Annotated in this window: 17 protein-coding genes; 1 reads left to right on the forward strand and 16 read right to left on the reverse strand. The window is 28.9% G+C overall.

Annotated features, from left to right (window positions below; all coding sequences use genetic code 11):
* Positions 1–63 precede the first annotated feature (63 nt).
* The 4 genes from JJC01_15285 to JJC01_15300 all read right to left on the reverse strand — a co-directional run bounded on the left by JJC01_15285 (position 64) and on the right by JJC01_15300 (position 1,345).
* Positions 64–270: a hypothetical protein gene (locus JJC01_15285; protein UDN57525.1), complete on the reverse strand. Its 207-nt coding sequence runs from the start codon at positions 268–270 to the stop codon at positions 64–66.
* 33 nt (positions 271–303) lie between these two features.
* The gene (locus JJC01_15290; protein ID UDN57526.1) at positions 304–483 is read right to left on the reverse strand and encodes a hypothetical protein; all 180 of its coding nucleotides are present in this window, start codon (positions 481–483) and stop codon (positions 304–306) included.
* Between the two features lie 182 nt (positions 484–665).
* A complete protein-coding gene (locus JJC01_15295; GenBank protein UDN57527.1) occupies positions 666–872 on the reverse strand; it encodes a hypothetical protein in 207 nt (68 codons plus the stop codon).
* Positions 873–919: 47 nt separating this feature from the next.
* A complete protein-coding gene (locus JJC01_15300) occupies positions 920–1,345 on the reverse strand; it encodes a hypothetical protein (protein UDN57528.1) in 426 nt (141 codons plus the stop codon).
* Positions 1,346–1,516: 171 nt separating this feature from the next.
* Between JJC01_15300 and acpP the strand changes: the two genes are divergently transcribed.
* On the forward strand, positions 1,517–1,744 hold the full coding sequence (acpP, locus tag JJC01_15305; GenBank protein ID UDN57529.1) for an acyl carrier protein: 228 nt from the start codon (positions 1,517–1,519) through the stop codon (positions 1,742–1,744).
* Between the two features lie 161 nt (positions 1,745–1,905).
* Here the strand turns inward: acpP and JJC01_15310 are convergent, their stop codons facing one another.
* From JJC01_15310 to JJC01_15365, 12 genes are all read right to left on the reverse strand, one after another.
* Positions 1,906–2,910, reverse strand: a complete 1,005-nt coding sequence (locus JJC01_15310) for a nucleoid-associated protein (protein UDN57530.1) — start codon at positions 2,908–2,910, stop codon at positions 1,906–1,908.
* Positions 2,911–2,924: 14 nt separating this feature from the next.
* On the reverse strand, positions 2,925–3,827 hold the full coding sequence (locus JJC01_15315) for an RluA family pseudouridine synthase (GenBank protein UDN57531.1): 903 nt from the start codon (positions 3,825–3,827) through the stop codon (positions 2,925–2,927).
* 178 nt (positions 3,828–4,005) lie between these two features.
* Positions 4,006–5,181 carry an acetyl-CoA C-acetyltransferase gene (locus JJC01_15320; protein UDN57532.1) on the reverse strand — a complete coding sequence of 392 codons (1,176 nt, stop codon included), beginning with the start codon at positions 5,179–5,181 and terminating at the stop codon, positions 4,006–4,008.
* 91 nt (positions 5,182–5,272) lie between these two features.
* Positions 5,273–6,118 carry a 3-hydroxybutyryl-CoA dehydrogenase gene (locus JJC01_15325; protein UDN57533.1) on the reverse strand — a complete coding sequence of 282 codons (846 nt, stop codon included), beginning with the start codon at positions 6,116–6,118 and terminating at the stop codon, positions 5,273–5,275.
* 100 nt (positions 6,119–6,218) lie between these two features.
* Positions 6,219–7,016 (reverse strand): enoyl-CoA hydratase/isomerase family protein, encoded by a 798-nt coding sequence (locus JJC01_15330; protein UDN57534.1) that lies wholly within the window; start codon positions 7,014–7,016, stop codon positions 6,219–6,221.
* Positions 7,017–7,034: 18 nt separating this feature from the next.
* The gene (locus JJC01_15335) at positions 7,035–8,045 is read right to left on the reverse strand and encodes an electron transfer flavoprotein subunit alpha/FixB family protein (protein ID UDN57535.1); all 1,011 of its coding nucleotides are present in this window, start codon (positions 8,043–8,045) and stop codon (positions 7,035–7,037) included.
* 17 nt (positions 8,046–8,062) lie between these two features.
* A complete protein-coding gene (locus JJC01_15340; GenBank protein UDN57536.1) occupies positions 8,063–8,845 on the reverse strand; it encodes an electron transfer flavoprotein subunit beta/FixA family protein in 783 nt (260 codons plus the stop codon).
* Positions 8,846–8,901: 56 nt separating this feature from the next.
* Positions 8,902–10,038 carry an acyl-CoA dehydrogenase gene (locus JJC01_15345; protein UDN57537.1) on the reverse strand — a complete coding sequence of 379 codons (1,137 nt, stop codon included), beginning with the start codon at positions 10,036–10,038 and terminating at the stop codon, positions 8,902–8,904.
* Between the two features lie 695 nt (positions 10,039–10,733).
* Complete coding sequence (locus JJC01_15350; GenBank protein ID UDN57538.1) at positions 10,734–11,201, reverse strand: YbaK/EbsC family protein; 468 nt, start codon at positions 11,199–11,201, stop codon at positions 10,734–10,736.
* Between the two features lie 85 nt (positions 11,202–11,286).
* Positions 11,287–11,829 carry a hypothetical protein gene (locus JJC01_15355; GenBank protein ID UDN57539.1) on the reverse strand — a complete coding sequence of 181 codons (543 nt, stop codon included), beginning with the start codon at positions 11,827–11,829 and terminating at the stop codon, positions 11,287–11,289.
* Between the two features lie 35 nt (positions 11,830–11,864).
* The gene (locus JJC01_15360) at positions 11,865–12,560 is read right to left on the reverse strand and encodes an ABC-2 transporter permease (GenBank protein UDN57540.1); all 696 of its coding nucleotides are present in this window, start codon (positions 12,558–12,560) and stop codon (positions 11,865–11,867) included.
* Positions 12,560–13,420, reverse strand: coding sequence for an ABC transporter ATP-binding protein (locus JJC01_15365; protein UDN57541.1), 861 nt, complete (start codon positions 13,418–13,420; stop codon positions 12,560–12,562). Before JJC01_15365 ends, JJC01_15360 begins: the two co-directional genes overlap by 1 nt.
* Positions 13,421–13,445: the final 25 nt, after the last annotated feature.

Genomic DNA, 13,445 nt, shown 5'->3' on the forward strand with positions numbered 1-13,445 from the left:
AAATAAAATAAAAAAATGCTGGTATAAAACATACCAGCATTTTTTCACTTTAACAGTTTAGTTTTAGCAGCCGCAGCCACAACCATCATCACCATCAAAGAATCCACCACATGAACAAGTTATTAATAATAGTATTAAGAATGGTATCCATGACATTATATCGATATCTCTCCAACAATCTTCAAAAGCTAAGAATAGGAAGAATAATACGATTATCCACCATCCTCCCCCACCAAAACATCCATCGTTTCCAAAAAATCTATCTAACATAATAAACTCCTCCTTTTTTAATAATTACTACTCTTATTCTAAGCATCCACTACAGCAGCAAAGTATTAATAAAACTATTAGGAATGGAATCCATGCCATTATGTCAAATTCTGCCCAGCTCTCTCCAAAAGCTAAAAATAGGAAGAATAGTACGATTATCCACCATCCTCCTCCACCAAAACATCCATCTTCTCCAAAGAATCTATCTAACATTCCACGTTACCTCCTGTTGATATTTTGTTGAGCTTTTCGCTCCTAACATATACTATGCATTTGGTTTCCATTTTGCTAATGTATTTTTATTATTTTTTTAAAATTTTTTTATCTTAACTAAAAAAGGCAAAACCATAACTTGTATAAGTTACTGGCTCTGCCTATTTAATAATCAATATTTTTTAGCAACAACAACCATCATCGAAGTTAAATAACAACAATACTATTAATATAACCCATATCCATATATTGTCATCGCATAATAAGTCTTCTAAAATGTCTGTACATAATAATAAGAATACTATAACTATTATTATCAACATTTTATTACTAAAAAATCCTTCGCATCCTCCAAAGAAACGTTCCATATTGTCTTCTAATTTTGTCATAACTAATCCTCCTTGAATCATTAAGAGACTAACTTTTGTCTCTTTAATTAAATATATGTAGTAATAGACAGATAAGTTACTTCTAAAAAGTTTTTATTGATTAATTTATTTATTTCTTTTTCTCCCAGTTTATTGTATCTATCAACTTCATCTAAATAATCCTTTTTTTCTTCTGATATAGTATAAATTAAACTTTCTATTGATTTTACTTTGTATTCTTTATATCTTTCTATCAAGAAGGATGTTTTTGAATTTTCTATGCCTTTCTTTACATGCATTAATCTTGATATATAATCGTCCTTTTCATTAGATACATAGCTTTCCTTCTCTGCTACATCTTCAAGAATTAAATTGGTTTCCATTACATAGTCCTCTATTCGTTGCATATCTAAAGTTATTGAATTATAATAAAAATTTACTGCTATAAGTAAAAATATTCCTACAGATGTTAGTAATAAGCCTACATATTTCATAGCATTTCCTCCTAAGTTATATTTGTTATCAATAAAGTTTATTCATCAAATAAGACTTTATTACTACCTTTATAAAATTTTATTATTTTTTACTAATTGCATATTGAAAAATTTTTGATATTATATTAAACTAACATTAAAATTAATTAAAACTGCTGTAGGAGGCTTAAAATGTTTGAAAAAATAAAAGAAATAATAGCAGAACAATTAGGGTTAGACAATTTAGATGAAATAACTATGGAAGCATCTTTAATGGAAGATTTAGAAGCTGATTCATTAGATGCTGTTGAGATTATAATGGCTCTTGAAGATGAATTTGGTATAGAAATACCAGATGAGGAAGCTGAAAACTTTAAATGTATTGGTGATATATGTAAATATATCGAAGAAAATAAATAACATCATTTTGTCTACAAATATAAATAGTCTGTGTATACTTCTACTTAATATTTCTATTAGAAGTTTACACAGACTAATCTACATTTTATTTATAACTATATTAACTATACATTTCTTCTAACTTAATTTATATCCAATCATATAAATTACTCAAATTAAGATTACTTTTCTTCATAAAATGTTACATTCTTTATTACTATATCTATAGTTCCATCTTGATTTTGCTTTACAGTATATTTCATTGGGTCTTCAAAATCAGTTAGGTTCCCTTTTATATCAAAGCCATTATCAGTTTTTATACTTCTCTTTTTGAGCTTTTTCTCAACCCATTTTTTATCTATGCTAAAACCTTCATCAAGACCTTTTTCTTCCATATGCTCTTTAAAACTACCTTTTAATTCTTCATCCTTAATTGAATTATCAACAAAATCATTTATATCAATTTCATGTTTTTCTTTTAATGTATAATTTAATATACTTCTTACATCTTCTGCTTGTTTTATATCATTACTAAGAGCATTAGTTATCCAATTTTCGGCTGTATTTTTAAATACTTTTGTCTTATACTTATCATCATCTATTTTTTTAGCATGCAAAAATTCTGTTACAAACTTTGATTCTGAACCCTCTTTTTCTGCATCTTTGTCTAAGAGTCTTAGATGAAACTCATCATTCATTCCACTTAATCCAATTAAAGCTCCTTGTTTTTGTCTTAAAGTTTCTGGAATACCAATTTCATTTGATACCATTTGAATATTAAATTTATCATCTACAAACTCAATTGAATGAGTATACAATTTTTTATAATCTAATTTCAATATAGCAACACTCTTTTCATCTTTTACAGTATACAAGCAAATTGCCAAATCACAAGATTCTAATGCTACATTAATCTTCATAACATCAAACAGATAAGATGCTATTTCTTTAGAGTTTTTTAAAAATGAACTTTCATCATATATTATTTGTTCACAACAATTTTTAATTAAATTGTCATTATAATCTTTAAAAATCCCTTTTCTTAAATCTTCATCCTTTGAAATTCTCTTTATTGCTTTTTGAAAAAATCCATCTACTTCTTGATTAACTTTACCTTCAAAATCATTTAATATTGGAACATCACTATTCTTATCCAAAACATGTATTATAAATTTATGTATTATCATATATATCACCCCATCTATCTTAATTTCGATATTAACTCTTGCATATCCTTTGGTATATCTGTTTTAAATTTTAAAATTTCTTTTGTTCTTGGTTGTTCAAACTCTAAGCTATATGCATGAAGAGCTTGCCTATTTATAAGATTTCCATCTATATAACCATATAACTCATCACCTATTATTCCATGACCTATATGAGCCATATGAACCCTTATTTGATGTGTTCTACCAGTTTCTAGCTTTACTTCTAGTACAGTTGCATTTTTTAATCTTTCTACTACTTTATAATGAGTAACAGATGCTTGCCCTCTTTCATCTATTACTCTCTTTATTGAATCCTCTTCAGGTCTATAAATTGGTTCATTTATAGTTCCCTCATCTTCATCTATAATCCCATTCACTACTGTTATATATGTTTTTTCAACTTTGTTTTCACTCATTGATGTAGACAAAGTATGGTGGGCATAAGCATTTTTTGCTACTATAACAAGTCCTGAAGTGTTCATATCAAGTCTATTTACAAATCGTATTTTTACATTTTCTTTATGCTTCTCTATATAATAACTAATACCATTTGCTATTGTATTATCATAGTGACTTTTAGTTGGATGAACTACCATAAATGGTGGCTTATTTACCATAATTATATCAAAATCATCATATATTATTTGTAAATTTAAATCTTGTGGCTCAAAATTTGCTTTTTCTTCTTCTATTTTTACCTCTATTAAATCCCCACGAGACACTTTTAAACTTGGCTTTTTATATACACCATTTACTAATACACTTTTTTCTCTTTTCATTTTTGATAGTGACCTAACCGAAAAATTTAGCTTGTCCAGCAAAACTTCTTTTAGAGTCATTTCTTCTTCATTTGTATAGGATATAAGATTATATTTTTGATTTTCTTTTTTAAACAAACTTTTACCTACTTTCTTTTATATCTTCAAAACCATGATATTATATATTTTACACTATTTTTGTTTAATAGATAATAATTATTTTTTAACCATAAAAACCTGTAAGAATAACAAATAGTTACTCTTACAGGTTAAGTTCATGGTTAAATGTTTAATTTTTAAAAATTATAATCTAAAACTATCTTTTAACTATTAAAGTAGTTCCCATTCCACCACCTATACAAAGTGTAGCTAAACCAGTTTTAGCATCTCTTCTCTTCATTTCATATAAAAGTGTAGTAAGTATTCTTGCTCCTGAGCATCCTATTGGATGTCCTATAGCTATTGCTCCACCGTTAACATTAACTTTAGCCATATCTATGTTTAAATCTTTTACTACGGCTATAGATTGAGCAGCAAATGCTTCATTAGCTTCAACTAAATCTATATCTTCAATAGTCATATTAGCAGCTTCTAAAGCTTTTTTAGTTGCTGGAACTGGTCCATAACCCATTATTGTAGGGTCAACACCAGCTGTTCCATAAGAAACTATAGTTGCAAGAGGTTCTATTCCTAATTCTTCAGCTTTTTCTTTAGCCATTACTACTAACATAGCAGCACCATCATTGATTCCTGATGCATTACCAGCAGTAACTGTTCCATCTTTTTTAAATGCAGGTCTTAATTTAGCAAGTTTTTCTATTGTAGTACCAGGTTTAATATACTCATCTTTGTCTACTACAGTGTCACCTTTTCTTCCTTTTATAACCACTGGAACTATTTCTTCGTCAAATTTTCCTTCAGCTTGAGCTTTTTCAGCTTTATTTTGACTTGCAAGGGCTAATTCATCTTGTTCTTCTCTAGTTATATTCCATTGCTCTGCTATATTTTCAGCAGTTATACCCATGTGATAGTTATTGAATATGTCTGATAATCCATCTTTTATCATTGAATCAACAAAAGCAGTATCACCCATTCTTGCACCATATCTAGCACTTGGTACTAAATAAGGAGACATACTCATGTTTTCAGCTCCACCAACTAGCATTATATCAGCGTCCCCTAATGCTATAAGTTGAGATGCCATTGAAACAGATCTTAATCCAGAACCACAAACTATATTTATAGTCATAGCTGGTTTTTCTACTGGTATTCCTGCACCTAATGCTATTTGTCTTGCTATATTTTGACCAAGACCTGCTGTAAGTACTCCTCCTAAAAGTGATTCATCTATCATATCTGGAGTTATATTAGCTCTTTTTATAGCTTCTTTAGCTGCTGTTATACCTAAGTCTACTGCTGAAACTGATTTAAATGCTCCTCCAAAACTTCCTACTGCTGTTCTAGCTGCACTGGCAATTACTACTTCTCTCATATTCATTACCCCCATTAAATTAGATTTTTATCAGATTTTTGAGATTGTTTTTTTTTAGACAATATCAGTTAAATTTTTTAGATTTCAGTTCTTATTTATTATAATCATAGAATCCTATTTTAGTTTTTCTTCCTAATTGATTAGCTCTAACCATTTTAGCTAAAAGTGGATGAGGTCTATATTTAGTGTCTCCAAATTCAGTGTATAAAACGTTCATTATAGCTAAAACAACATCTAATCCTATTAAATCACCTAATGCTAAAGGTCCCATTGGATGGTTTGCACCTAGTTTCATAGCCTCATCTATTTCTTCTTTACTTGCAACACCATCTGCATATATACCAACAGCTTCATTTATCATAGGTATAAGTATTCTGTTTACTACAAATCCAGGAGATTCAGATACATCTACTGGTACTTTATTGATACTCTTAGATAATTCAAATACTGTATCAAAAGTAACTTTTGATGTTAATTGACCGCTTATAACTTCAACTAATTTCATCATAGGAACTGGATTGAAGAAATGCATTCCTATAACTTTATCTGCTCTATTAGTAGAAGAAGCTATTTCTGTTATAGATAATGATGAAGTATTTGTTGCTAAAATAGTATCGTCTTTACATAACTCATCTAATAATTTAAAAACATCTTTCTTTATGTTCATATCTTCTACAGATGCTTCTATTATTAAGTCCATGTCTTTCAAATCTTCATAGTTAGTAGTTGAACTAACATGACTTAATATTTCTGCTTTTGTAGCTTCGTCCATTTTTCCTTTAGTAACCAATTTAGTTAAATTTTTATCTAATAAGCCTAAACATTTATCTATAGCACCTTGAGTTCTACTCTTTAAACATACATCATGACCACAACTTGCAAAAGTTTGTACAATACCACTTCCCATAGTTCCACTACCTATTACAGCTAATTTCATAGTTATAACCTCCTGTTATTTTAGTATTTATATTCTGTTAACTAGATTAAAGTATTTATTCAATCTAGTTAACAGCAAATATATTTTTAATTAGATTTGTTTATCCTTTTATAAAGTTAGCTTCTCTTTTTTCAATAAAAGCTGACATTCCTTCTTTTTGGTCTTTAGTTGAAAAACAAAGTCCAAAGAAATTAGATTCTATATCTATTCCAGTATCTATATCAGTTTGAGCACCAAGTTGTATAGCTTCTTTAGAGTATCTAACTGCAAGTTGAGCATTTTTAGCTATTGTTTTAGCTAGTTTTTCAACTTCTTCCATTAAAGCTTCTGGCTCGACAACTTTATTTACTAGCCCTATTTTTTCAGCTTCATCAGCTTTTATAACTTGACCTGTAAAGATTAATTCTTTTGCTTTTGCCAGTCCAACCAGTCTTGTAAGTCTTTGAGTTCCTCCATACCCTGGAGTTATTCCAAGAGTTACTTCTGGTTGCCCAAATTTAGCTTTAGCAGATGCAATTCTTATATCACAAGCCATTGCTAGTTCGCATCCTCCACCTAAAGCAAATCCATTTACAGCTGCTATTATTACTTTTTTACTATCTTCTATTTCTCTAAAAGCTTTAGCTCCTAGAAGACTAAAATCTTTAGCAGCTACGGCATCTAAATCTTTCATATATGCAATATCTGCTCCAGCTACAAATGCTTTTCCTTCCCCTGTCAGTATTACTACATCAATAGTTTCATCATTATTAATATCAGCAAATACTTCATAAAGTTCTTCTAAAGTTTTTGAATTTATTGCATTAAGGGCTTTAGGTCTATTCATTTTCACTGTACATATATTTTCATTTACTTCAACAGCTATATTCTCATAAACTTTAACATCGCTTGTACTCATAATACCCTCCCCAAGAAATTAGTTAGCTAAAACTTCACCTTTTTCTTTTGCAACACTTAATTGACTTATAAGTTCTGGAAGTACTTTGTGAACATCTCCAACTATACCAACATCAGCATATTTAAATATTGGAGCTTCTGGATTTTTGTTTATAGCAACTATAAACTCAGCATCTTCCATACCAGCTATATGTTGTATTGCTCCAGATATACCACATGCTATATAAAGGTCTGGTCTTACAGTTTTACCAGTTTGACCAACTTGTCTTGCTTTATCTAACCATCCTGCATCTATAGTTGCACGAGAACCAGAAACTTCTCCACCTATAACTTCAGCTAATTCATAAAGTATATCTAAATTTTCTTTTCCGCCCATTCCACGTCCAGCAGAAACTAATATTTTAGCATCTTCTATTTTAACTTGTTTTTTAGCTTCTTTTATTATTTCTACAACTTGAACTAATTTGTCAGCCTCAGTAAATTCTACTTTAAAACGATTAATTACAGCTTCTCTAGTTTCATCAACTTCATTTTTCTTCATAACGCCTGGTCTAACTGTAGACATTTGAGGTCTGAAATCTTTGCAAACTATTGTTGCCATTATATTTCCACCAAAAGCAGGTCTTGTCATTAATAATAATTTTGTATCTTCAGCTACTGCAAGTCCTGTACAGTCAGCAGTAAGTCCTGTATGTACTCTAGCAGATACTCTAGGTGCTAAATCTCTACCTATTGAAGTTGCTCCAAATAATACAACTATTGGGTCCGCTGCTTTTATTGCTTCATATGCAGCCTTTGTATATGGTTCAGTTGTATACACTGCTAAAGCTTCATCATCTACTACTATTACTTCATCAGCTCCATAATGTGCTAATGTATCTATTAAATCTTCTACCTTACTACCTAAAAGTAATGCAGAAACTTTTGTATCATAATCTTTGGCTATTTCTGTTGCCTTTCCTAATAATTCTAAAGAAACAGTTTGAATTACATTTTCTCTTTGTTCTATTACTACTAAAACATTACCCATTCTTTATCCCCCCTTAATTATATGATATATTTTTCTTTTAATTTATCTATAATAATTCCAGCTGATGCTTTTGCATCTTCGTTGTATATTGTACCAGCTGGTTTAACTGATTTCGTAAATGATTTAAATACGCTAGTTGGAGAACCTTTTAGACCTAAGTTAGAAGGGTCAACTTCTATATCTTTTACAGTCCAAGTTTCTACTACATCATTTTCAAAAGAATCATATATTCTTCCAACCTTCATGTATCTTGGTGTGTTCATATCTTTAAGAGTTGTTATAAGGCATGGCATTTTAACTTTTAAGTCATGACAACAATCTTCAAATTGTCTTTTTACTAAAACATATTCGCCTTCAGTTTTTATTTCTTCAGCATATGTTATTGATGGAAGTTTTAAATGTTCAGCTATTTGAGGTCCAACTTGTGCAGTATCACCATCTATAGCCTGTCTTCCAGCTATTATAATATCAAAATCTATATTTTTTAATGCTCCTGCTAATGCTGATGAAGTTGCCCAAGTATCAGCACCTGCAAAGGCTCTATCTGTTAATAATATTCCTCTATCTGCACCCATTGCTAAAGCTTCTTTTAAAGCCATATCTGCTTGAGGAGGTCCCATTGTTATTACAGTTACATGAGCTCCCATTTCTTCTTTTAATCTTATCGCTTCTTCTAAACCTGCTTTATCATCAGGGTTTATTATACTTGGTACTCCATCTCTAATTAAAGTACCTGTATTAGGATCTAGTTTAACTTCTGTTGTATCTGGAACTTGTTTTATACAAACGACTATCTTCATAAATCCTTCCTCCATATCTATTTTAATATCGACCTATTGTGTATATTTTAATATCTCTATTTTAATAATTTTCCTGAAATAACCATTCTTTGAACTTCACTAGTTCCTTCATATATTTCAGTTATCTTAGCATCTCTCATCATTCTTTCTACTGGATAATCACGAGTGTATCCATATCCACCATGAAGTTGTACAGCTTTTGTAGTAACTTCCATAGCTGTTTCTGCTGCAAATAATTTTGCCATTGCTGCTTCTACTCCATAAGGTTTTCCTAAGTCTTTATTTATAGCTGCTTGATATACAAGATGTCTAGCCGCTTGTATTCTAACTTCCATATCAGCTAATTGGAATTGTGTATTTTGGAATTTTGATAGTGGTCTACCAAACTGTACTCTTTCTTTTACATATTTAACTGTTTCATCAAGAGCACCTTGTGCTAAACCTAAAGCTTGTGCTGCAATACCAATTCTACCACCATCAAGAGTAGACATTGCTATCTTAAATCCTTGGCCTTCTTTTCCAAGTAAATTTTCTTTAGGTATTCTACAATCTTCAAATATTAATTCACTAGTAGCTGAACCTCTTATACCCATTTTCTTTTCTTTAACACCAAAGCTAAATCCAGGAGTTCCTTTTTCAACTATAAATGCTGAAATTCCTCTATTACCTTTAGATTTATCAGTCATTGCCATTACTACATATATGTCACCAGCTATTGCATTTGTTATAAATATTTTTGAGCCATTAAGTATGTATTCATCTCCATCTAAAACAGCAGTAGTTTGTTGTCCAGACGCATCTGTACCAGCATTAGGTTCAGTAAGACCAAATGCTCCTAATTTTTCACCACTTGCTAATGGTCTTAAGAATTTTTGTTTTTGTTCTTCATTACCATATTGATATATAGGCCATGAACCAAGAGATGTATGAGCCGATAATATAACTCCTGTAGTTCCACAAACTCTAGACAATTCTTCAACAGCCATTATATAACCTACAGTGTCTCCACCTTCTCCACCATACTCTTTTGGATACGGTATACCCATCATTCCTGCCTTTGCCATTTTTTCCACTGTTTCATAAGGAAATCTTTCTTCTTCATCAAGCTCTGTTGCTAAAGGTTTAACTTCATTTTCAGCGAAGCTTACATATAACTCTTTAAGCATCTGATATTTTTTAGAATTTAAATCCATAATAGCCTCCTCAGTATTTTATAAATATTTTATTTTCATTTATTAATTAAAATCTCGGCAACATCTATAATAAAGTATTTGAGTATACGTCGAGAAATTTATAACCTTAATTAAAGTCCGCCCTATATTTATATGCAATTATATTAACCGATTATGACATTAATTTAATTATAAATTGTTAATTTAAAGTCAACTGTTCTTAAAAAAAATCTCGCTTTTTGGAATTTTGTGAAATTTCAAGCTAGAATAAGACTTCTCTCACAATGGTTATAGATAAAATAATTTGTTTATGATGTTCATTCTAGGGTATATCAATAGTAAATGTTATGTATATTAGTATTTCAACCCATATATAAATTTTTTCTATCATATCAAAATTATTTTAATAGAGCTAAATAATCATATTTTTTCGTGATTATTTTTGTTTTTTAAATATCTTACATTTATAATAGTATCACTCAAAGGATAATTTTTCAATAATTTCTAATTATTTTTTTAACAATATTTACTACATTTTTTCCATTTTTTTGTCATTTTTTTATTATTTTGAAGAAAAATCAGAATTTTTTAACTTTTTTTTGGATTATTAGTTTAAATTAGATTTTTCTCTTAGATTTATAAATATTTTCCACATAAAAATATCCCCACACAGACAGTATACAGGGATATTTTTTTACTAATTCTCATTATATTTTTTACCAATTTTTACAAACATCTACCCATTTCTCACACTTAGAAAATTTCTCCATTTCATCACATGTAAGTTCTATTGCTGAATTACTGCTACCACATGCAGGAAATACTGTATCAAATCTCTTCATTGAATCATCTAGATATACTTTTAAAGGATTTTTTAAACCAAATGGACAAACACCACCAATAGCATGTCCAGTAAAATCTAGAACTTCTTCTGGTGCTAACATTTTAGCTTTACAACTAAACTCATCCTTGTATTTTTTATTATCAATCTTAGCATCTCCAGCTGTAACAATTAAAATTGCATCCTCTCCTATTTTAAATGAAAGAGTCTTAGCGATTCTAGCTGGAATAACTCCTGCTGCTTCTGCCGCAAGTTCTACAGTAGCACTAGATTGTTCAAACTCTAGTATGCTATCTTCCCTTCCAAATTCTTTAAAATACTCTCTTACATTGCTTATTGACATTGAACACCCTCCTAACCTGAATATTTATAAATTTCATACTATTTTAATTATATATGCAATAACTTTATTTTTCAATTTTTTCAAATTACTCCATAACATTAGAATTCCATACATCATTATTTTTTCTAACTACTAGATATAAACCTTTTGCGATAGGCATTTCCACAGTAAATTCGCCCTTATATTCTACACTCATACCAGAGTCATTAAAATACCTGTAGTCAAAGTTTAACCCCTTTGGAATCACAAAATCGACATAACCTTGATTATTCGACTTTATCCCATAGTTTAAGGTTTTTTCAGTTATAGAATTTTTTTCATTAAACAAATCTATATTTACATAATAAGAGCATTTATTCTCTCCTTTTTTACTCTCAATACAATTCTCAAATCTCATTTTTGCACTGTTTAATCTATATCTGTATTTACTATTATTACTTATTTTGAATCTTATAACAGTACCAATTTCTTCACTTCTTCTGCTATCAAAATCAAAAACAATTTCCTCTAAATGATTTATTTCATAATCTTTGACACTTACCATATCTCTATATGCTAATTTATTTATAGCTATGAATAGTGTAAAAACTCCCAAAATAAAAATTGAAACTTTTATAAACTTATTCATTTCTAATCTCCTTATATTTTACGCTATAATATTAATTAAAAACTTTTATAATTAAACTTATTTTTTTTTGAAATCTTAATAGAAAAATACATAGATATTATAAAAATCATTATAGTCAAAAATGTAATACTATATAGATTTATATATCTAGTATTAGTCATATCAGTAATATAATTTGAAAGGTATACGCCTCCTACCTTACTATAATTAACATGCTTTACTTGATATACTATCATACTAACCATTCTTAAAATACTCCCATATACAAAATAAACTAAAATACTTATTATTAATCCACAAATTTTCATTTTGCCATATCCAAATTTAAAAAATAAAGGAAGTACTATTGATAAAATTGCTAAAAATATATTTATAGAAAAGAACACATCATTTAAAACCATGCTTCTAAAAAACACTAATGATGTCAATTTACTTATTAAAGATGCAATTGTTGTTATAAAAATTATTAATCCCGCACCTAATAAATACTTTGAATACACTATATCTTCAATACTAACTGGCATACTTCTTATAAATATTCTTGAATCACTTTCATAATCACATTCAAATGTATTTACAAAAATCAAATAACTTATGACAACACTTACAGTATAATACGAAATTGAATTAAGGAAAAAATAAAAAATAAAAAATAGCAATATGTACTTCAAATTACGAATCCCATCTGAACTAACTCCTACTATTAAATCTTTTCTTATCAAATTGAACATTATTTCACCTCATTTACATAATAATACATTAGTTCTTCTATAGTAGGATTTTTAACTTTATGTTTATCAATTTCTATCAATAAGCTTTTTACTTTTAAGCTATCTCCAACTTTTAGTAGTGCTTCACTATAATATTTATACTCTTTTACACCCACTATATTTTCTTTAATTTCGTCTAATTCTGCTTTATTTGCCCTAATTATTTTATATTCCTGCTCTATCATATCTTTCTTTATTGTAAAAATTTGATTTCCTTTATTTACAAAAATAAGATAATCCGCAATCCTAATTAAATTATCAGTATTGTGAGTTGAAATTATTACACTACTACTTCCATTTTTCACAAAATCTTTTAGATACTGCATTATTTCTTTTCTTACAATTGGGTCTATTCCAGCGGTTGGTTCATCCAAAATAAGTAGTTTTGCATTATGGCTAAGTGCATTTGCTAGCATAAGCTTCTCAGATTGTCCTTTGGATAAATTCTTAATATGTATATTTTCTTCTATTTCAAATTTTTCAAGATATTCATCAAATCTTTCTCTATCAAAATTACTATAAAATAAAGATACTATTCTTCTAAACTCTTTTACCTTCAAATGCGGATAAAATTGTAAAGAATCATATACAAAACCAATATTGTTTTTAAAACTTACTGGAGAGTTGTCAATTGTTTCATTACAAAGTTCAATTTCACCTTCATCAGCATCAATAATCCCCATTATAATTTTTATTAAAGTTGTCTTTCCAGAACCATTTGGTCCTATAACTCCAATAATCTCTCCTTCTTTTAATTCCAAGTTTATATTATTTAATTTAAATTTACCTAATTTTTTTGTGATATTCTTTACCTTAAACACGTCTTCACCTCTTATGTAATTTTTT

Source organism: Clostridioides sp. ES-S-0010-02, assembly GCA_020641055.1.
In the GTDB taxonomy this organism is placed as follows: domain Bacteria; phylum Bacillota; class Clostridia; order Peptostreptococcales; family Peptostreptococcaceae; genus Clostridioides.